Raw genomic sequence first — 19,491 nt, 5'->3', positions numbered from 1 at the left:
TGAATGGTTGCGCACACGAAGTCAGCTTTGACTCTCGTCCCGGCACCGTTCGAAGCGCGCGTTTCTTTTCGCGCTCGCCCCTCCTTCACCTCATCCGGCTCGAAGCCGGCCCGTTTCAACCCAGAATGTGCCCCCTCAAGGCGCACGATGGCGATCGACAGCACTCCGAACGCAATTCCAGCCCGCCGCTCTCTCATGCGGCGCGGCCACCCGCCTTCACTGCGGCCCCTGCCTCAGGTCCTGCCCTCGGTCGCCATGTCGAGAGTTCAACATGGCAAACAAGATGCTCATCGATGCCTCCCACCCGGAAGAGACCCGGGTCGTGGTGGTGCGCGGCCAGAAGGTCGAAGAATTCGACTTCGAATCCGCTAACAGGAAGCAGCTGCGCGGGAACATCTATCTCGCGAAAGTGACGCGCGTGGAGCCGTCCCTCCAGGCGGCGTTCGTGGAATACGGCGGGAACCGCCACGGGTTTCTCGCCTTCAGCGAAATCCATCCCGACTATTACCAGATCCCGGTCGCCGACCGTCAGGCTCTTCTCGAAGCCGAGGCCGAGGCTCAGGCCGAGGAGGAGCGCGAGGAGGAGCGCCGCCGTCACCGCCGCCGCCGTTCCGCGCCGCGCCGCTCGAACAGCGACGAGACGGTCGCGTCCTCGGAGGCGGAAGCCGGTGCCGAGGGCGCCGAGGCCCCCGCGCCTGCTGAGGGCACCGACGAGACCGCCGATCTGATCGCCGCCGCGGGCGACTTCGAGCCCGCATCGGGCGAAGCCTTCGAAACGTCCCCGGCCACCGAGGGCGCCGAGGAGGCTCAGGCCGCCCCGGAGAGCGCGGAGACCCAGGCAGAGGCCAGGGAGGCGGAGGCCGGGGAGGCAGACGCCGGCGAGACCGCGGACCACCGCGATGCGCCCGCGGAGGACCTGTCCGAGTCTTCGGACTCATCCGGCGACGAGGACTCGGATCATCATGACGAGCATCACGACGAGGAAGAGCACGACGAGGACCACGCCGAAGGCGAGGATGAGGACCATGTCGAGCAGCTCGGCGGCGGCGACGCGATGGAGGACCTTCCCCAGCGCCGCGTCCCGCGCAAGCAGTACAAGATCCAGGAGGTCATCAAGCGCCGCCAGATCCTGCTCGTCCAGGTCGTGAAGGAAGAGCGCGGCAATAAGGGCGCGGCCCTCACCACCTATCTTTCCCTCGCCGGCCGCTATTCGGTGCTCATGCCCAACACGGGCCGTGGCGGCGGCATTTCGCGCAAGATCACCAACGCGGCCGACCGCAAGCGCCTCAAGGAAATCGCCCAGGAGCTGGAGGTGCCCGAGGGAATGGGCATCATCCTGCGCACGGCCGGCGCATCGCGCACCAAGCCCGAGATCAAGCGCGACTACGAATATCTGATGCGCCTGTGGGAGAGCGTGCGCGAGCTGACCCTCAACTCCGCCGCCCCCGCGCTGGTCTATGAGGAAGGCTCGCTGATCAAGCGCGCGATCCGCGACCTTTACAACAAGGACATCGACGACGTTCTCGTGTCCGGCGAGGAGGGCTATCGCGAGGCCAAGGACTTCATGCGCATGCTCATGCCGAGCCATGCCAAGATCGTCCAGCCCTACCGGGAGCCGCAGCCGGTCTTCGCGAAATACGGGGTGGAAGCCCAGCTCGACGCGATGTTCTCCAACGTCGTGACGCTGAAGTCCGGCGGCTATCTGGTCATCAACCCGACGGAGGCCCTGGTCTCCATCGACGTCAACTCGGGCCGATCCACCCGCGAGCACAACATCGAGGACACGGCGCTTCGCACCAACCTCGAAGCGGCCGAGGAAATCGCCCGTCAGCTTCGTCTGCGCGACCTCGCCGGCCTCGTGGTCATCGACTTCATCGACATGGAAGAGAAGCGCAACAACCGCGCCGTCGAGAAGAAGCTCAACGAGTGCCTGAAGAACGACCGCGCCCGCATTCAGGTGGGCCGCATCTCGCCCTTCGGCCTGCTGGAAATGTCGCGCCAGCGCATCCGGACGGGCGTGCTCGAATCCTCCTCCGTCCCCTGCCCGCACTGCGCGGGAACCGGCTTCATCCGTTCGACGCCGTCGGTCGCGCTCCATGTGCTGCGCTCGATCGAGGAAACCCTCATCAAGAATGCCGGCTACAACCTGGTCGTCCGCACCCGGCTGGAGGCCGCCTTCTACATTCTCAACCAGAAGCGCATCCACCTGCGCGAACTGGAAACCCGCTTCGGCGTGGCCATCTCCATCGTGGCCGACGATTCGCTGACCGGCACGACGAACTACGTGATCGACCGGGGCGAGCCCGCGCTTCGCCTCGAACTCAAATCGGCCGCGACCGGCATCCAGATCGACGCCATCACCCCGATGGACGTGGTGGAGGAAGCCGAGCCCGAGATCGAGGCCGAGGACGAGGAGCAGGCCGACGAGGAGGCCAGGGCCTCTGACGACGGTGAAGGCAATGGCCGCCGCCGCCGCCGCCGTCGCCGTCGTCGTGGACGCGACCGCGAGGGTCTCACGGGTGCGGGCCAGGACGAGGACACTTCCGAGGGCGACCTCACCGAGAACGAGGGTCAGGAAGGCGAAGCGGCGGAAGCTGCCGGCGAGGAGGCCGAGGTCGGCGAGAGCGAGGAAGGCGAATCGTCCGATGCCGAAGCCGATGGCAATGGCCGCCGCCGCCGTCGCCGGGGCCGCCGCGGCGGTCGCGGACGCGGTCGCGACGAGGCCGTCGAGACCTTCGCGACCGAGGAAGGCTTCGTGGCTGCGACGGAGGCCGTCGCCCAGGCCGTCGGCACCCTGGACGAGCCGGCAGGCGAATCCGCCCCCGCTCAGGAGCCCGCGGCAGCTCAGGAGCCCGCTGCAGCTCAGGTGACCGTGGCCATCGAGGAGCAGCCTGCCCCCGTCGAGGAGAAGCCCATCGAGACCAAGCCCGAGCCGCAGCCCGTCGAGGAGGCCCCGCAGCCCGTGGCTCCCGAGCCCGAACCGGTCGCGGTCGTGCTCACCCCGCCGGATCCGGAGCGCCCGAAGCGCGCCGGCTGGTGGTCGAAAGCCAAGTCGGTTCTCAGCGGATCGTAAGTTTCCGAGAAAGCAGAAAGGCCCAGCTTGCGCTGGGCCTTTTTCGTTGAAGCGCTCCGCTGCGCAGCGTCAGGATGACGGGAGCGCGGCGGAAGGCTAGAGCCTTTTCCGCAAAAGTGGATGCCGGTTTTGCGAAGAAAAGGCGTCTTTCTCAAACAACAGGAGCCTTTTCCATGAACCGAAGTTCATGGAAAAGGCTCTAGGCGGACGATGAAGAGCGGGACGGGTCCTATTTCAGAAAGCCCCTGAGCCGCGCCACGGTCTCGCGGCAATCGGCGTCGGAACCGGCGAAGGACAGGCGCATGTAGTGCGAGCCTTCGATGGGATCGAAGTCGAGGCCGGGGGTCGCCGCGACGCCCGTCTCCTCCAGCATGCGCCTGCAGAAGCCGATGGAATCGTTGGTGTACCGGGCGATGTCGGCATAGATGTAGAAGGCGCCGTCCACCGGATGCATGTCGGAGATTCCGATCCGCGGCAATTCCTCGAGCAGGTAGCCGCGGTTGCGGGCATAGCCCGCCTTGACGGCCTCCAGCTCCTCGGCGGCGTCGAAGGCCGCGAGCGCCGCGACCTGCGACAGATAGGGCGGCGAGATGTAGAGGTTCTGCGCCAGCCGCTCGACGGGCCGCACGAGCCGCTCGGGCACCACGATCCAGCCGATGCGCCAGCCGGTCATGCAGTAATATTTCGAGAACGAGTTGATGACGACCGCATCGTCGTCCGAGGCGAGCGCCGTCGAAGCGTCCTCGCCATAGGTCAGCCCGTGATAGATCTCGTCCGAGACGAACCAGAGCCCCAGGCGGCGGCAGGCCTCGCCCAGCCCGGCCAGCGCCTTGCGGCCGATCATGGTGCCGGACGGATTGGCCGGGCTCATGGCCAGGATGCCGTGGAGCGGCTTTTCCGCATGGGCCTTCTCGATCGCCTCGGGCGTCATGATCCAGCCGTCGGCCCTGGTGAGCGGAATCACCACCGGCTCGATGCCGAGCGCCTCGAGGATGTTGCGATAGGCCGGATAGCCGGGCGCGGTGATCGCCACCCGCTGGCCCGCATCGAAGAGGCTCAGGAAAGCCAGCACGAACCCCGCCGAGGATCCGGTCGTCACGACGACCCGCTCAGGCGCGATGGAGACGCCGTAGACGTCGCGGTAATGGCGGGCGATCCGCTCCCTCAGAGCCGCGATGCCGAGCGCTTCCGTGTAGCCGATTCGGCCCAGATCCAACGCGGCCTTGGCGGCCTCGCGGGCCGCCCGGGGCGCGGGCGCGGAGGGCTGCCCCACCTCCATATGGATGACGCTGTCCCCTCGCCTTTCTTTCGCCGCAGCGGCGCTCAACACATCCATGGCCAGGAAGGACGAGACCCGGTCCATGCGGCGGGCGATGACGGGAAGGTTCTGATCGGCGATCGATTTTGTCATGGAGAAGCTCGTAGCTCTTTGGAAAGCCGGTCTCAAGAACCATGTTGCGGCCGTCCGCGCCTTCGGCGGCAGCACCGGGGCCGACACGCGGATCCCCGGACCCAAGTCCGGGCATGACGGGTCGTTCCGGAAATACGAAGGCGTGATTTGACGCCGGGCTCTCCAAGCCGCTAACTCACCCCAGATATGTCGTTCCGCCGGGTGCCGAACCTTTCGCATCGCACAGGCCGGAACGGGAAACTCCGCAAAGGATCGGACATGCGTTTCTCGCTTCTCAACACCTGCCGGGCCGCGGCCCTGCTCGGCGCGCTGCTCGGCGGCCTTGCCGTCGCCCCGGCCGCCCTCGCCCAGAATGCGGTCTTCAACGACCAGCAGAAGCAGGCGATCGGCGACATCGTGAAGGAATACCTTCTGAAGAACCCGGAGGTTCTGACGGAGGTGATCGGCGAGCTCGAGAAGCGGCAGGCCGAGGCCCAGCAGGTCGCCCAGGCGAGCGCCGTTAAGGAAACCAAGCAGACGCTCCTGAACGCTCCCCACTCCTATGTGGTCGGCAACCCTTCCGGCGACATCACCCTGGTCGAGTTCTTCGACTACAATTGCGGCTATTGCAAAAAGGCCCTCACCGACCTCCAGACGCTCGTCAAGAACGATCCCAAGCTGCGCGTCGTGCTCAAGGACTTCCCGGTGCTCGGCCCCGATTCCGTGGAAGCGAGCCGGGTGGCCCTCGCGGTCAGGAAGCAGTTGCAGGGTCCGAAACTCTTCGACTACCACGTGAAGGTCCTGGAGACCCGCGGACGCGTGAATGGCGAGCGCGCCATGGCGGTCGCCAAGGAGATGGGCGCCGACATGGCCAAGCTCCAGAAGGACATGGACAGCCCCGACGTGCGCGGCGCCCTTCAGGAAAACATGGCTCTCGGCGACAAGCTGAGCCTGACCGGCACCCCCGCCTTCATCATCGGCGAGGCGGTCATCCCCGGCGCGGTCGGCATCGAGCCCCTGAAGCAGATCATCGACAATGTCCGTTCCTGCGGCAAGGCCACCTGCGGCTAAGTCCGCCCAATCGTGTCATCCCCGGCCTCGCGCCGGGGATCCATGTCTCGAAGACGCCGCGGCTCGGAAAGCCCGGATGGCCTGAACCGGTCCGGCCATGAGGGCGGAAAGCCTTTCCGCGAGCCTCCATTCCCTTGAGGAAATCGCGCCAAGCTCTGGAAAGGCTTGGTTTTCCCCTTCCCCCGTGCCCGCCTTTTGGATAAGAGGGCGTTTCGGCTCCGCCTGACGGAGCTTTATGGAACGCTCCTTTCGCGATGATCAACGTCCACATCCTCAACGGACCCAACATCAACCTGCTCGGCCGCAGAGAGCCCCAGATTTACGGCAGCACCACGCTGGCGGACATCGAGACGCTCGTGCGCGAGAAGGCGGAAGCCCTGGGGGTGGCGATCACGTTCCGCCAGTCGAACCATGAAGGACATCTGGTAGACTGGATCCAGGAGGCGGGAGCACAGGGCGCGGGCATCGTCATCAATGCCGGCGCCTATACCCACACCTCGATCGCTCTGCGCGATGCCATCTCCGGCAGCGGCGCTCCGACGGTCGAGATCCATCTTTCCAACGTTCATGCTCGCGAAGGCTTTCGCCATCGCTCGTTCATCGCACCCGTGTCAGTCGGCGTGATCTGCGGTTTCGGCCCCCAGAGCTATCTGCTCGGCCTCGAAGCGGTTCACCGTGTCATGGTCGAGCGGGCCCGGCTTCCGAAGCCCTCCCAGCACTAGTTCCTCACAATAAAGAGGTGAGCCCCATGGCCAAGGACAACCCTTTCGATCCCGATCTCGTCCGGGAGCTGGCGAACATGATCGCCGAAACGGATCTCAGCGAGATTGAAGTGGAGAAGGGCGACCTCCGCATCCGCGTGGCCCGGACGATCCACGCCGTGACCGTTCCGGTCGCCGCTCCGGCAGCGCTCGCTCCGGCTCCGATCGTCGCGCCGCCGCCGGCCGCCGCCGACATTCCGGGCGCGGCGAAGCCCGGCGCCCCCCATCCGGGCGCGGTGCTCTCGCCCATGGTCGGCACCGCCTACCGCAAGCCCTCCCCGGATGCGAAGTCCTTCGTGGAGATCGGCTCCAAGGTCCAGGCCGGCGACAAGGTCCTCCTCGTCGAGGCCATGAAGACCTTCAACGAGATCGTCGCTCCCCGCGCCGGCACCGTGACCGCCATCTATGTCGAAGACGGAACTCCTGTTGAATACGGCGAACCCCTCCTCGTCATCGAGTAAGGCGCGACATGTTCGATAAGATCCTCATTGCCAACCGAGGCGAGATCGCCCTGCGCATCCTGCGGGCCGCGAAGGAGCTCGGGATCGCCACCGTCGCGGTGCATTCCACCGCCGACGCGGACGCCATGCACGTGCGGCTCGCGGACGAGAGCGTCTGCATCGGGCCGCCCGCCGCCCGCGACAGCTATCTCAACATCCCGGCCCTGATCGCCGCCTGCGAAATCACCGGCGCGGACGCCATCCATCCCGGCTACGGCTTTCTCTCCGAGAACGCCCGCTTCGCCGAGGTGCTGGAGCATCACCGCATCGCCTTCATCGGCCCCAAGGCGGAGCACATCCGCATCATGGGCGACAAGATCGAGGCGAAGCGCACCGCCAAGCGCCTGGGCATTCCCTGCGTGCCCGGCTCCGAAGGCGGCATTTCCGACGAGGACGAGGCCAGGAAGGTCGCATCCGAGATCGGCTACCCGGTCATCATCAAGGCGGCCGCCGGCGGCGGCGGACGCGGCATGAAGGTCGCCCGCAACGAGGCGGATCTCGTCCACGCGCTCCAGACCGCCAAGACCGAGGCGAAGGCCGCCTTCGGAGACGATGCGGTCTATATCGAGAAATACCTCGAGAAGCCCCGCCACATCGAGATTCAGGTGCTCGGCGACGGCAAGGGCGGCGCGATCCATCTGGGCGAACGCGACTGCTCCCTGCAGCGCCGTCACCAGAAGGTCTGGGAAGAAGGCCCCTCGCCGGCCCTGAACGTCGAGATGCGCGAGCGCATCGGCGGCGTCGTGGCGAAAGCCATGCAGGAGCTGCAATATGCGGGCGCCGGCACCATCGAGTTCCTCTACGAGGACGGCGAGTTCTACTTCATCGAGATGAACACCCGTATTCAGGTGGAGCATCCCGTGACCGAGATGATCACCGGGATCGACCTGGTGAACGAGCAGATCCGCGTCGCGGCGGGCCATCCGCTCTCGGTCAAGCAGGAAGACATCAAGATCGAAGGCCATGCCATCGAGTGCCGCGTGAATGCGGAGCATCCCTCCACCTTCCGCCCCTCGCCCGGGACGATCAGCTATTTCCATCCGCCGGGCGGTCTCGGGGTGCGCGTGGACTCGGCGGCCTATCAGGGCTACCGCATCCCGCCGCATTACGATTCCCTCGTCGGCAAGCTCATCGTGCATGGACGCACCCGCAACGAGTGCCTCATGCGCCTGCGCCGGGCGCTCGACGAGTTCGTGGTCGACGGGGTGGACACCACGCTCCCGCTCTTCCGCACCCTCGTGCGCAACCCGGACATTCAGAACGGCCAGTACGACATCCACTGGCTCGAGAACTTCCTGAAGACGGGCGGGCTCGAAGAGGCCTGATCGGTGACGGGCCTCCTCCCGACCGGCCCCGGCAAGGGGTTCGGGGCCGAAGCGTTCGGAGCTTGGCCCCGGACCGACGCTGTGCGGCGGATCGGGAGGAGCGGCCTCTCCTCAAAATCGACATGCCTCCGGTCTAACCCTCGGTTCCGGTCGTTCTATGTGTGCTGACAGAGCCCGAACGATTGGACATGCTGGTGAATGACTAGGCCATCCGACGACAGCATCAGCATCACCCCCGAGATCCTGCTCAAGGCCTATGCCGCAGGCATCTTTCCCATGGGAGAGGATGCCGACGATCCGTCCCTGTTCTGGGTCGAGCCCCGGGAACGGGGCATCATCCCGCTCGACACCTTTCACGTCCCCAAGCGCCTCGTCCGCACGGTTCGCTCCGACGAGTTCGAGGTCCATATCGACCGGGATTTCGACGCGGTGATCGCCGGCTGCGCGGCGCCCGCCGCCGACCGGGAGAAAACCTGGATCAACCGGCGCATCCGGGATCTCTACGGGCAATTGTTCGACGCGGGCTTCTGCCATACGGTCGAGGTCTACCGGGACGACCGCCTCGTCGGCGGCCTCTACGGCGTGCGCCTGAAAGGCGCGTTTTTCGGCGAAAGCATGTTCCACACCGAGCGCGACGCCTCGAAGGTCGCCCTGGTCCATCTCGTGGCCCGGCTCAAGCGCGGCGGCTTCACCCTCCTCGACACCCAGTTCGTGACCTCGCACCTGGCGCAGTTCGGCGCCGTCGAGGTCCCCCGGCGCAGCTACAAGCAGATGCTGCGCATCGCGCTCGACCATGAAGGCAACTGGGACGCCTGGCCCGGGAAACGGAAAGTGAGCGGCGAGGAGGTCATCGCTGCGCTGTAGAGCACCGTCCGGACCCGGTTTTCACGAAAGCGGCCTTCGGGTCAGCAAGAACAATGCGCTCTTTCCAAGACGCCTTCCAAGACGGGAGCATCGGGGGGAATCCCAAAAGGGCAATCCCCCTTCCCGCGTCCGATGCTGTCGATTCGTCAAACCGTCGGATCCATAAGCGCGTATCCTGTCGACCTCGGGCTGGGGGGACGAACACTCGCAGAGGAGGATCACGCGCCATGCCATCGAGCTTCAATGTTCGCAGCGCCGCCGGGTACGAGCAGATCATGGGCCGCTGGAGCCGCAGGCTGGCGGAGCCGTTCATCGGCTTCGCAGGCCTTGCGAACGGCGAACGGATTCTCGACGTCGGATGCGGCACGGGAAGCCTCACCTTCGCATTGCCGCGGGTGGCGGATGTGAGCGAGATCACGGCGATCGACTATTCGGCCGCCTTCGTCGAGGAGGCCCAACGTCGAAACGACGACCCGAGGATTACCATCCAGGAGGGCGATGCCTGCGCCCTCGCCTTCCCGGACGGCCGGTTCGACCGCGCCCTGGCCCTTCTGGTGCTGCATTTCGTCCCCGAGGCTCGAAAGGCCGTGGCGGAGATGCGCCGCGTGGTCCGGCCCGGCGGCAGGATCGCGGCTGCCGTCTGGGACCACCTGGGCGGCATGTCGGGCATGCGCATGATGCTGGACACCCTCGCCATGCAGGACGAGAAAGTCCGGGAGCTGCGCCACCGCTAGTGCTTCCAGCCGATGATGCGGCCGGGCGAAATGAAGCGGTGCTTCATCGCCGAGGGCCTGTCGAACGTCCGGGAGACCGAGCTCCTGGTCCGAATGACTTATGAGAACTTCGCGGATTACTGGGAGCCGTTCGCTGCCGGCGAGGGACCGCTCGGCAGCTATGTGGCAGGTCTCGATCCGGTACGCCTCGCCCGTGCCGAAGAGGCGGTCAGGGCCGCCTATGAGGCCGGCGAGCCCGATGGACCACGCTCTTTCGCGGCGGTCGCATGGGCCTGCCGGGGAGACGTGCCGGAGACCATGTAGCTCCGGCCCGGGATCAGCGATCCGTATTGATCAGGGGCGCATTCCGGTTGAAATCCGGACCGCTGCGCCGCGCCGGCTGCCGCGGCTGGGGCGGGGCATTCGTCAACGGAGGCGCAGGCGGCAGCGGCCGGGCGCCGCCGGAATCGGGCGGAGCCATGATGTCGCGCGGGCGGCCGGGATCGGTCGATGTGCGCTGGGTGCTCGGCTCGATCGGCGGCAGTTCCTCGGGCGTCTCCTTGGGCTCGGCGATCACCTCGGTGCCGCCTTTGCAGTCCACGAGCCAGATGTCGTAGACCGGGTGCTCGATTCCGTGCAGGCCGGGGCTCGCGGCGAACATCCAGCCCGAGAACACCTTGCGGGCGCTCCCATCGGTGCCGGCCTCCTCCACCTCGACGAAGGAGGTGGTGTTCGGGGTCTCCGTCGCAGGCTTGGTGAAGCAGACGCGCGGCGTCATCTGGAGCGCGCCGAACTGAACCGTCTCGTCGACCTTGACCTCGAACGAGACGATGCGCCCGGTGATCTTGTCGAGGCCGGAAAAGACCGCCGTCGGATTCTTGATTCTGTCCGCCTGGGCCGTACCGGCCGCGCCGACGACCGAGGCGAGCACCAGGGCAGCCCGCGTCCATTCGAACTTCATTGTCTTAATCCATGCCCCTTGTGAACGGGTTCCACAGCCAGGAAAGGCCTGCGTCGGGTCGGGCAACGCGATAACACGCGAACCATGATGGAAAAAGGGCAAGCGAGGAAAAGAGACCCGTTGGATCCGCCCTTTTCGGGACGGGCTTCCGTCAGGCCGAACTCACCGCTCCAGGGGATTGGGCGCGGGCGCCTTCATGGCCTCGCCTGCCTTCTCCCGGCGCTCGTAATGGGCGGTGGAGCAGACGACGGAGCAAAGAAGACCGCGATCCGACCAGTAGGAGGGACCGTTTTCGGCCTTGCCGGCATGGTATGCGAAGTCGCCGTGGCCGTAAGGCAGGCCGCATTCGATGCAGGTGCGCGGTTGGGGTCGGTTCAGCATGGCGTTCTCAGAATCGGGGCCGCCGGGCCTCACTCGCCCGGCGTCCAGGGAACGTAGTCGCCGGTTGCGGCGGGACGCCGGCCGGTGGAGAGCTGGGATCCTTGCGGGCGGTAGGCCTGAGACGTGCCCGTCATGTTGGGCACGTAAGGCTTCTCCCACGGGTACGGCCGATAATTCTCCTCGCTCGGAGGCACATCGCCGTTATGGCAGAGCCAGGCGCGCCAGCCGGGCGGGACCCTCGAGGCATCGGCTTCGCCGTTATAGATGACCCAGCGACGCTCCGCGCCCACATTCGAATCGATCGGCTGGGGCTGGGTGTAGCGGTAGTAGCGGTTGCCGAACTCGTCCTGGCCGACGAACTGCCCCTTGCGCCACGTAAAGAACCGGGTGCCGAGGGTCTGCCCGTTCCACCAGGTGAAGAACTGCGTCAAAAACTGTTTCATGCGTCTGCCATAGGGTCGAAAAGCTGGCCGGAATATGGCGTCGGATCTTCGAGAAGTCCAGGAACGATTGCGGGCGCCCCTGCTCACGCTTTTCCATGGGAAAAGGGGTGCTTTGGGGCGCCCCTTTCACGTGGCGAACAGACTGGTCGGCTGACCGGGAATCACCAGGGCGGCGACCATACGGGAGATTCTAAAGAGACGAATCGCCGCGAAGGAAGAACAGACCCCGTTCCGCCGATTCGGTCGGCGCGTGCTGGAGGGCTCTTTCCTTGGTTTTCCGGGCTTCGCTCATAGGCTCCGAGGTCCTGACCGGAACCTGTCCCGCGTTCCCCCGGAGCGGAGCCGCGAACCCCATATTTGGGGGCCTGGGTTTCCCGTTAACCACGATTTGTACACCGCGAATTTCGCCGGCAGAATTTATGCTTCGGGATTCTGAAAGGATTCTCTTGAGCTTAGCCACTTTTCCACATTTTTAACATTTGCCCACTATATGTAGTTGGAACCACGGTCGCCGCTACAAGTTCTTGACGCAGGACCCTCAAGACGACTAGCTTGCCGGAGTGCCGATCTGAGACCGGCGGCCCCTCTGCGAGGAGGGGTTGAAATCTCCCAAGAGTCAGCGTCAGGGCCACGCGGTAAACCACTTGCCGCGGGAACTGTGGCGTCCGAAGGAGACGTGGCTCGGGCGTGCGAGTGGCGGTTCGACACGAGCGGACCGTGGGGGCGTCAAAAGAATTATTATCGGGCAATCGTTGCGGACCCTGTCCGCGGCGCGGGGGCTTTTTGTCTCCGATAGCAAGGGATCAGACAGATGCGGATCGAGCGGCGTTACACGCAAAACGGGCAATCGCCCTATTCCTCCCTCGCCTTCCGGCTCGCCACGAGCGAGATCCGCAATCCGGACGGTTCCATCGTCTTCAGGCTCGAGAACATCGAGGTGCCGGAGACCTGGAGCCAGGTGGCGTCCGACGTGCTGGCCCAGAAGTATTTCCGCAAGGCCGGCGTTCCGGCCCGCCTGAGACGAGTGGAGGAGAACGACGTCCCGTCCTGGCTCTGGCGCTCGGTGCCGGACGAGGCCGAGCTCGCCAGCCTGCCGGAAGAGAGCCGCTACGGCTCCGAGATCTCCTCCAAGCAGGTGTTCGACCGGCTCGCGGGCTGCTGGACCTATTGGGGCTGGAAGGGCGGCTATTTCTCGTCGGAAGACGACGCGCAGGCCTTCTATGACGAGCTGCGCTACATGCTCGCCAACCAGATGGTGGCGCCCAACTCCCCGCAATGGTTCAACACCGGCCTGCACTGGGCCTACGGCATCGACGGCCCCGGCCAGGGCCACTATTACGTGGACTACAAGACCGGCCGGCTGACCAAGTCGAAATCGGCCTACGAGCACCCGCAGCCCCATGCCTGCTTCATCCAGAGCGTCGAGGACGACCTGGTGAACGAGGGCGGCATCATGGACCTGTGGGTCCGCGAGGCGCGCCTGTTCAAGTACGGCTCGGGCACCGGCTCGAACTTCTCCAAGCTGCGCGGCGAGGGCGAGAGGCTCTCCGGCGGCGGCCGTTCCTCGGGCCTCATGTCGTTCCTCAAGATCGGCGACCGCGCCGCGGGCGCGATCAAGTCCGGCGGCACCACCCGCCGCGCGGCCAAGATGGTGGTGGTCGACGTCGACCATCCCGACATCGAGAGTTACATCGACTGGAAGGTGAAGGAAGAGCAGAAGGTGGCGGCCCTCGTGGCCGGCTCCAAGCTCGCCGCCAAGCACCTGAAAGCCATCATGAAGGCCTGCGTGAACTGCGAGGCCGAAGGCGACGCCTGCTTCGATCCGGAGAAGAACCCGGCTCTGAAGAAGGAGATCAAGATGGCGCGCCGGGTCCAGATCCCGGACAACTACATCAAGCGCGTCATCCAGTTCGCGCGCCAGGGCTACACGGATATCGACTTCCCCGTCTACGACACGGATTGGGATTCGGAGGCCTATCTCACGGTCTCGGGCCAGAACTCCAACAACTCCGTCTCCGTGACGGACGACTTCCTGCGCGCCGTGGAGACGGATGGGGAGTGGAAGCTCACCGCCCGCAAGGACGGCAAGGTCATCAAGACCCTCAAGGCCCGCGACCTGTGGGAGCAGATCGGCCACGCCGCCTGGGCGTCGGCGGATCCGGGCCTGCACTTCAACACCACCATGAACGACTGGCACACCAGCCCCGCCGGTGGCCGCATCCGGGCGTCGAACCCCTGCTCGGAATACATGTTCCTGGACGACACGGCCTGCAACCTCGCCTCGGCCAACCTGCTGCAGTTCTTCGACCGCGCCGCGCACAAGTTCGACGCGGGGTCCTTCGAGCATGCCTGCCGCCTGTGGACGATCGTGCTCGAAATCTCCGTCCTGATGGCGCAGTTCCCGTCGAAGGAGATCGCGCAGCTCTCGTATGAGTACCGCACGCTCGGCCTGGGCTACGCCAATATCGGCGGCCTGCTCATGACCATGGGCCTTCCTTACGATTCCGCCGAGGGCCGTGCGCTCGGCGGCGCGCTCACCGCGATCATGACCGGCGTGTCCTATGCCACCTCGGCCGAGATGGCGGGCGAGCTCGGCGCTTTCCCGAACTACAAGGCCAACGCGAAGCACATGCTGCGCGTGATCCGCAACCATCGCCGCGCCGCGCATGGCGTCGCCGAAGGCTATGAAGGCCTCTCCGTCAACCCGGTCCCGCTCGATCACGCCTCATGCCCCGACCAGGACCTGATCGCCCACGCGAAGGCCGCCTGGGACAAGGCGCTCGACCTCGGCGAGACGCACGGCTACCGCAACGCGCAGTCGACCGTGATCGCGCCCACCGGCACGATCGGCCTCGTGATGGATTGCGACACCACCGGCATCGAGCCCGACTTCGCCCTCGTGAAGTTCAAGAAGCTCGCGGGCGGCGGCTACTTCAAGATCATCAACCGGGCCGTGCCCGACGCGCTGCGCGCCCTGGGCTACCGGGAATCCGAGATCGCCGAGATCGAGGCCTACGCGGTCGGCCACGGCTCGATGAAGCAGGCCCCCGCCATCAACCCGGGAAGTTTGCGGACGAAGGGCTTCACGGACGAGAAGATCGAGGCCGTGGAAAAGGGCCTCAAATCCGCCTTCGACATCAAGTTCGTGTTCAACCGCTGGACGCTCGGAGAGGACTTCCTCACGGGCACGCTGAAGGTTCCGGCCGAGCGGCTCAACGACCCGACCTTCGACCTCCTGTCCTTCCTCGGCTTCTCGAAGGCCGACGTCGAGGCCGCGAACATCCATATCTGCGGTGCGATGACGCTCGAAGGCGCGCCCTTCCTGAAGACCGAGCATTACGCGGTGTTCGACTGCGCCAATCCGTGCGGCAAGATCGGCAAGCGCTACCTCTCGGTGGAGAGCCACATCCGCATGATGGCGGCAGCGCAGCCCTTCATCTCGGGCGCGATCTCCAAGACCATCAACATGCCCAACGACGCCACCGTCGAGGATTGCAAGAACGCCTACATGCTTTCCTGGAAGCTGGCCCTGAAGGCGAACGCCCTCTACCGCGACGGCTCCAAGCTGTCGCAGCCGCTGAACTCCGCCCTCATCGCCGATGAGGACGAGGACGCGGAGGACGCGGTGGAGGCCGTCACGGCGCTTCCCGCCGCCGCCAAGGCCGCGCATGTGTCGGAGAAGATCGTCGAGAAGGTGGTCGAGCGCGTGGTGGCGCTGCGCGAGCGCGAGAAGATGCCCGATCGCCGCAAGGGATACACCCAGAAGGCCGTGGTCGGCGGACACAAGGTGTATCTGCGCACCGGCGAATACGACGACGGCCGCCTCGGCGAGATCTTCATCGACATGCACAAGGAAGGCGCGGCCTTCCGGGCGATGATGAACAACTTCGCCATCGCGATCTCGCTCGGCCTGCAATACGGCGTGCCGCTGGAGGAATACGTGGAGGCCTTCACCTTCACGCGCTTCGAGCCGGCCGGCTTCGTGCAGGGGAACGAGCGCATCAAGTCGGCGACCTCGATCATCGACTACGTGTTCCGCGAGCTTGCGGTGTCCTATCTCGCCCGCAACGATCTCGCCCATGTGGATCCGTCCGAGGCCGGCCCCACCACCATCGGCTCGGGCGAAGCCCAGTCGAAGGCGCCGGAAGCGGCTCCCGCCACGGCCATCGTGTCCCGCGGCTTCACCCGCGGCAACGTCGACCGCCTCATGCTCATCCCGGGCGGCGGCAGCGCCGCAGGCCAAACGCAGCGCACGGGCAGCGTGACGGTCGGCGCGACCGCGCTCAAGAGCGAACTCGCCCAGCCCTTCCCGCAGGCGGACGAGAAGGTCGGCGAAGCGGAGATGGCCAAACTCGCCTTCACAGCCCCCGCCCCCTCCCTCGCCGACAAGCGCGCCGAGGCCAAGATGAAAGGCTATGTGGGCGAAGCCTGTCCCGAGTGCGCGAACTTCACGCTGGTCCGGAACGGGACGTGCCTGAAGTGCGACACGTGCGGTTCTACGACGGGGTGTTCGTAAGACGCTCTGACCCGGAGGTCTTTGTGTGGACGCTCGCATAGGATAGCAACAATTCGGCAAAGTGCTTCCTCAATGCGCGGATCAGCCTGCCTCACCCACTGAAGCGCAAGGCGAGGTCCTTCTAAAAGCGGATCGAAACCTCGGCTAACGGATTGAACCGAAAGGCCGCCCAATTGGGCGGCCTTCTCTTGTGTCAGTCCATGAAATTTTGTCCGCTCTCAGCCCCGTTGCGGACGCTCGCCGTACTGCCGGAACGTGCCAATACGCGACCTTCGCCGCCTTGCGCCAAGGATCGCCGCCGCAGTCGCCGCAGTCCCCTCCTGCCTGGGTCTAGACGGAGAGACGATGATCATGACGCCGATCCGCGAGCGCCCCACAGGCATCCGCGCTCTGAACCAGCGCCTGCACGACGCGAGGTGCGAGACCCTGAGGCTGCCGGAGATGGAGGGTGCGCTCAGCGAGGTCTTCTCCCAGGGATCCCGTGACTCATCGCCGGAATGATTACCGGAGGCGCCTCGACAACGGGAGACTGGGACGGATAGCGAGCATCGATCTTGAAGGCCGTAAGCTCATCGCCGTGTTCGACGAAGAGGAGCACGAATTCGACGAGATGTCTCTCATCGACCTGGGGCTCCGCTACGCCCTCACCTGCCACCGCGCCCAGGCTCCCAAGCCCCGAAGGTGGTCGTCGCCATGCCGCCCACCCGCGTGCTAGACTGAACCGATCCCGGATTTTGGACCACCTGCGGTTAGAGTTTTCCGGCTTCTGCGCTGAGCCCCTTCTTTGGACCACCTGCGGTTAGAGTTTTCCGGCGTCTGCGCTGAGCCCCTTCTTTGGATCGCCGGAGGCTAGAGTTTTCCGGCCTCGTTCACGGCGGCAGGCTGGCTGTGCTGCCGTGATTTGTCAGTGAGATCGGAGGCTTATGCCCAAGGGCGCCATGTGGCCGATCCTCATTGTCGTATCGACGCCAATCCTCCATCTTTTCGCGCGCATCGGCAAGCGTCAGGAACCAGTGCTGGTTCAGACACTCGGCCCGAAAGCGGCCGTTGAAGGCTTCAATATACGCGTTGTCGGTCGGCTTGCCGGGCCGGGAGAAGTCGAGCGTGACACCCCTGGCATAGGCCCACAGATCCAGGTCACGACTGACAAACTCCGAGCCCTGGTCGACCCGGATCGTCGTCGGATAGCCGATCTCGGCACAGGTCCGCTCGAGCACCTGCACCACGTCCTCGCCCCGATAGCTGAAGCGCGGATCAATCACCGGTGAGTAGCGCGAGAAGATGTCCACCACGGTCAGGACCCGCAGCTTCCGGCCGGTGGCCAGCTGGTCATGCACGATGTGACTTCCCAGATTTAATTACCCGCTTTAGCCACCTGGGTGCCCGATTGGCGTGACTGCTCGGCCCGATCCAAAAATTGCAACAATTTCAATGAGACCTCCTGGCGCTAATCCGCGCGTCCGAACGGCTGGGACGGATTGTCTTCGACGGGGATACCCTCTTCCCTGCGCGATGACCTGTAGCCGCTCGATGTCGCGGACCGCGACGGCACCTGGATTGCGCCGGGAGATTTTCTTCTTGGTCGTCAATTCGTCCAGCGCTTGCTGATGGGCACTGCGGACCTACTGGATCCTGCCTTGGGCCGCCGCGACATCGTCGCAACTGATCGTACACGCTCTGCCAGGGCGGATCCTCGTGCGGCAACAACCGCCAGGGTTCGACACCGCGCAGAATGTAGAGGATGGCATTCAGGACCAACCGCAGGCCATGCTTGCGAGGACGCCCACGGCGTGTCGTGGAGGCAAGGAGCGGCGCCCGGATCGTTCACTCCGCATCGCTCAGGTCGCTTCATAGAAGGAGGCTGTCATGCCCCTTCAGATGGGCTCAACCCGATTTGCCAGACACCCTCTAATCCTCTCCGTGGCTTCGCGCGAGCTCTCGGACCTCCTGCTCCCGGCAGTCCCGGATGGCCTCCATCGGGCTCAGCCCGCCGAGAGCGTCGTCCGGCCGGACGAGCCATTCCAGCCGCATCCACGGCGATCGGATCGGCATCACGGCGAGGATCTCGCGCAGGATCAGGACCGTCATAGAGTCCCGCATCATGCAGGCCGGGACCACCAGGCGCCCGTCCATCTCGACGGAGATCCAGGTGCCCTCCTCGACGGAGCGGCGCAGGTGATCGACCGAGACGCCGAGCCACTCGGCCGCCAGCTCCTCCTCGAGGTAGCCCCCGGCCAGCCGCAGGATCTCGCGCCTGGTGGCCTCGCCTTCCGCGATCAGGACGGCCTCCTCGGGAGGACGAGGGAGCTTCAGCCGCCTGCCGGGAGCGCCTGAGCGGAGTGTCAGGCGCGGCAAGGGCACAGGCTGCCAACCCATCTCGCGGAGAGCCTCGCCGAACGTCTGCTCCTTCTCGGCATCCTCGCCCTCGGCGGCTAGATCCGTCACGACGGCATGCCGCGGAGCGACGCCCATGGCTCCCGTCGCCCGGACCTGCCGAAGCGCCTCCTGGAACTGCTCGTCATCATCCGCGGCTCCGCTGATCTCCTCGATGGAGCGGACGCGATCGGGTTCTCTGCCCTTCCCCTTCAGACTGCCGTATAGCGCCCGCCAGTCGGAGGTGATCAGGTCCCCCCTCACCTCGCCGTACACAGGGATCGGGACGCCGTCCACGAGCTCATACCGGCTCGGCTGAGTCCTCACCCATTCCTGAAACTCGGCCTCGCTCATCGGCACTCGGGGTGTCGGGGCCATCCCAGCCTCTGTTTCGTCACAGAACTTGGGAACGGGATAGCCATCCACAAGCTCCCATTTCTCCTCCTGGGTCTCGGCCCACTCCAGAAACTCGTCAGCGGTCATGGGGAGGCGCGGCATCTTCCGATCACCCATAGGCAGTCTCCTCAGGAGTGCGTCGTCTCGGCCTCGAGCGGCCGGCCGAGACGATCCCACCTAGCCATGGAATGGGCACACCCGTGATCCTCGGCCATCACCCAAAGGTCCGAGGTTCGGATCAGCCGACCCTTGCCGGGGAGGGTCGGGTGCCCGTTTGCGCCGCCGACGAGGACGGGGATGGGCATGTAGTGTTCCATCCATCCGTCGAGGATCGTGGCATCGGCGGCGAGCGCGGAAGGATCGGCGCCGTCTCGGAGGGCCTTCAAGTCTGCCGCAAGACGCTCCAAGCGGTCGATCATCCCGTCGATGTCCTCGCCGGTCGTCGTTCTCAGGCCATCGCGCGTCACCCTAATCATGGAGATCCTCGAGTTAGCGCCGGAAGTTGGGGACGGCATGAAGGGATGAAGCGGCGTATCGCGGGGGTGTTCGAGCCTCCACTTCTCCACCAAAGGAGTGATACGCCTTATCTGATCATAACGTCTTCAAACTCGCCCAGCCAGGGAGCTTTACCGACGCTCTGACCGACATCCTGCGCGAGGGTGCCCGCGCCTTGCTGGCCCAAGCTCGGTCGGCAAACCGTCGACCGCCTGCTGATGGACTGCGG

General features: G+C 65.5%; 16 protein-coding genes and 2 pseudogenes. 10 read left to right on the top strand and 8 right to left on the bottom strand.

The annotated features are described in order from the left end of the window. Positions 1-271 precede the first annotated feature (271 nt). Positions 272-3,073, top strand: coding sequence for an Rne/Rng family ribonuclease (locus RE429_RS10265; protein WP_414470685.1), 2,802 nt, complete (start codon positions 272-274; stop codon positions 3,071-3,073). 229 nt (positions 3,074-3,302) lie between these two features. Here RE429_RS10265 and RE429_RS10260 read toward each other — a convergent pair whose 3' ends face one another. Further along, positions 3,303-4,484: a pyridoxal phosphate-dependent aminotransferase gene (locus RE429_RS10260; RefSeq protein ID WP_414470684.1), complete on the bottom strand. Its 1,182-nt coding sequence runs from the start codon at positions 4,482-4,484 to the stop codon at positions 3,303-3,305. On the opposite strand from RE429_RS10260, the gene RE429_RS10255 reads away from it, so the two are divergent. The 7 genes and pseudogenes from RE429_RS10255 (at position 4,483) to RE429_RS10225 (ending at position 10,021) form a co-directional block, all read left to right on the top strand. Next, positions 4,483-4,635 carry a hypothetical protein gene (locus RE429_RS10255; protein ID WP_414470683.1) on the top strand — a complete coding sequence of 51 codons (153 nt, stop codon included), beginning with the start codon at positions 4,483-4,485 and terminating at the stop codon, positions 4,633-4,635. The two genes, RE429_RS10260 and RE429_RS10255, sit on opposite strands and share 2 nt — an antisense overlap. Positions 4,636-4,742: 107 nt before the next feature. Continuing rightward, on the top strand, positions 4,743-5,534 hold the full coding sequence (locus RE429_RS10250) for a DsbA family protein (protein ID WP_414470682.1): 792 nt from the start codon (positions 4,743-4,745) through the stop codon (positions 5,532-5,534). Positions 5,535-5,788: 254 nt separating this feature from the next. Continuing rightward, positions 5,789-6,256, top strand: coding sequence for a type II 3-dehydroquinate dehydratase (aroQ, locus tag RE429_RS10245; protein WP_414470681.1), 468 nt, complete (start codon positions 5,789-5,791; stop codon positions 6,254-6,256). 26 nt (positions 6,257-6,282) lie between these two features. Beyond that, complete coding sequence (gene accB, locus RE429_RS10240) at positions 6,283-6,756, top strand: acetyl-CoA carboxylase biotin carboxyl carrier protein (RefSeq protein WP_414470680.1); 474 nt, start codon at positions 6,283-6,285, stop codon at positions 6,754-6,756. Positions 6,757-6,764: 8 nt separating this feature from the next. Then, positions 6,765-8,120 (top strand): acetyl-CoA carboxylase biotin carboxylase subunit, encoded by a 1,356-nt coding sequence (gene accC, locus RE429_RS10235; RefSeq protein ID WP_414470679.1) that lies wholly within the window; start codon positions 6,765-6,767, stop codon positions 8,118-8,120. Positions 8,121-8,318: 198 nt separating this feature from the next. Further along, entirely contained in the window at positions 8,319-8,984 is a 666-nt protein-coding gene (gene aat, locus RE429_RS10230) for a leucyl/phenylalanyl-tRNA--protein transferase (protein ID WP_414470678.1), read from the top strand. 227 nt (positions 8,985-9,211) lie between these two features. Continuing rightward, positions 9,212-10,021: pseudogene (locus RE429_RS10225) on the top strand (class I SAM-dependent methyltransferase). Between the two features lie 13 nt (positions 10,022-10,034). Here the strand turns inward: RE429_RS10225 and RE429_RS10220 are convergent. The 3 genes from RE429_RS10220 to RE429_RS10210 form a co-directional block, all read right to left on the bottom strand. Further along, a complete protein-coding gene (locus RE429_RS10220) occupies positions 10,035-10,658 on the bottom strand; it encodes a DUF2155 domain-containing protein (protein WP_414470677.1) in 624 nt (207 codons plus the stop codon). 162 nt (positions 10,659-10,820) lie between these two features. Then, the gene (locus RE429_RS10215) at positions 10,821-11,039 is read right to left on the bottom strand and encodes a hypothetical protein (protein ID WP_414470676.1); all 219 of its coding nucleotides are present in this window, start codon (positions 11,037-11,039) and stop codon (positions 10,821-10,823) included. A gap of 29 nt (positions 11,040-11,068) precedes the next feature. Beyond that, positions 11,069-11,482: an NADH:ubiquinone oxidoreductase subunit NDUFA12 gene (locus RE429_RS10210; protein ID WP_414470675.1), complete on the bottom strand. Its 414-nt coding sequence runs from the start codon at positions 11,480-11,482 to the stop codon at positions 11,069-11,071. 811 nt (positions 11,483-12,293) lie between these two features. On the opposite strand from RE429_RS10210, the gene RE429_RS10205 reads away from it, so the two are divergent. After that, positions 12,294-15,998 carry a vitamin B12-dependent ribonucleotide reductase gene (locus RE429_RS10205; RefSeq protein ID WP_414470674.1) on the top strand — a complete coding sequence of 1,235 codons (3,705 nt, stop codon included), beginning with the start codon at positions 12,294-12,296 and terminating at the stop codon, positions 15,996-15,998. 345 nt (positions 15,999-16,343) lie between these two features. Continuing rightward, positions 16,344-16,499, top strand: a complete 156-nt coding sequence (locus RE429_RS10200; protein WP_414470673.1) for a hypothetical protein — start codon at positions 16,344-16,346, stop codon at positions 16,497-16,499. A gap of 368 nt (positions 16,500-16,867) precedes the next feature. Here RE429_RS10200 and RE429_RS10195 read toward each other — a convergent pair. The 4 genes and pseudogenes from RE429_RS10195 to RE429_RS10180 form a co-directional block, all read right to left on the bottom strand. After that, positions 16,868-17,335, bottom strand: a pseudogene (locus tag RE429_RS10195) (integrase core domain-containing protein); the annotation flags it as partial. Between the two features lie 91 nt (positions 17,336-17,426). Further along, positions 17,427-17,756, bottom strand: coding sequence for a transposase (locus RE429_RS10190; protein WP_414470672.1), 330 nt, complete (start codon positions 17,754-17,756; stop codon positions 17,427-17,429). Between the two features lie 150 nt (positions 17,757-17,906). Next, positions 17,907-18,884 carry a hypothetical protein gene (locus RE429_RS10185; protein ID WP_414470671.1) on the bottom strand — a complete coding sequence of 326 codons (978 nt, stop codon included), beginning with the start codon at positions 18,882-18,884 and terminating at the stop codon, positions 17,907-17,909. 11 nt (positions 18,885-18,895) lie between these two features. After that, positions 18,896-19,243, bottom strand: coding sequence for a hypothetical protein (locus RE429_RS10180; RefSeq protein WP_414470670.1), 348 nt, complete (start codon positions 19,241-19,243; stop codon positions 18,896-18,898). Positions 19,244-19,491: the final 248 nt, after the last annotated feature.

This window comes from Microvirga sp. M2 (assembly GCF_047497095.1).
In the GTDB taxonomy this organism is placed as follows: Bacteria; Pseudomonadota; Alphaproteobacteria; order Rhizobiales; family Beijerinckiaceae; genus Microvirga.
Note: the sequence above shows the minus strand (reverse complement) of the source record. Positions and strands in the feature narration are given on the sequence as shown.

Bases quoted from the DNA above. Each gene is read 5' to 3' on its own strand.
- RE429_RS10250 (WP_414470682.1), top strand. From the start codon at position 4,743: ATGCGTTTCTCGCTTCTCAACACCTGCCGGGCCGCGGCCCTGCTCGGC.
- RE429_RS10220 (WP_414470677.1), bottom strand. From the start codon at position 10,658: ATGAAGTTCGAATGGACGCGGGCTGCCCTGGTGCTCGCCTCGGTCGTC.
- aroQ (WP_414470681.1), top strand. From the start codon at position 5,789: ATGATCAACGTCCACATCCTCAACGGACCCAACATCAACCTGCTCGGC.
- RE429_RS10215 (WP_414470676.1), bottom strand. From the start codon at position 11,039: ATGCTGAACCGACCCCAACCGCGCACCTGCATCGAATGCGGCCTGCCT.
- RE429_RS10180 (WP_414470670.1), bottom strand. From the start codon at position 19,243: ATGATTAGGGTGACGCGCGATGGCCTGAGAACGACGACCGGCGAGGAC.
- RE429_RS10210 (WP_414470675.1), bottom strand. From the start codon at position 11,482: ATGAAACAGTTTTTGACGCAGTTCTTCACCTGGTGGAACGGGCAGACC.
- accB (WP_414470680.1), top strand. From the start codon at position 6,283: ATGGCCAAGGACAACCCTTTCGATCCCGATCTCGTCCGGGAGCTGGCG.
- RE429_RS10255 (WP_414470683.1), top strand. From the start codon at position 4,483: ATGGAGAAGCTCGTAGCTCTTTGGAAAGCCGGTCTCAAGAACCATGTT.
- RE429_RS10260 (WP_414470684.1), bottom strand. From the start codon at position 4,484: ATGACAAAATCGATCGCCGATCAGAACCTTCCCGTCATCGCCCGCCGC.
- RE429_RS10265 (WP_414470685.1), top strand. From the start codon at position 272: ATGGCAAACAAGATGCTCATCGATGCCTCCCACCCGGAAGAGACCCGG.
- accC (WP_414470679.1), top strand. From the start codon at position 6,765: ATGTTCGATAAGATCCTCATTGCCAACCGAGGCGAGATCGCCCTGCGC.
- RE429_RS10205 (WP_414470674.1), top strand. From the start codon at position 12,294: ATGCGGATCGAGCGGCGTTACACGCAAAACGGGCAATCGCCCTATTCC.
- RE429_RS10200 (WP_414470673.1), top strand. From the start codon at position 16,344: ATGATCATGACGCCGATCCGCGAGCGCCCCACAGGCATCCGCGCTCTG.
- aat (WP_414470678.1), top strand. From the start codon at position 8,319: ATGACTAGGCCATCCGACGACAGCATCAGCATCACCCCCGAGATCCTG.
- RE429_RS10185 (WP_414470671.1), bottom strand. From the start codon at position 18,884: ATGGGTGATCGGAAGATGCCGCGCCTCCCCATGACCGCTGACGAGTTT.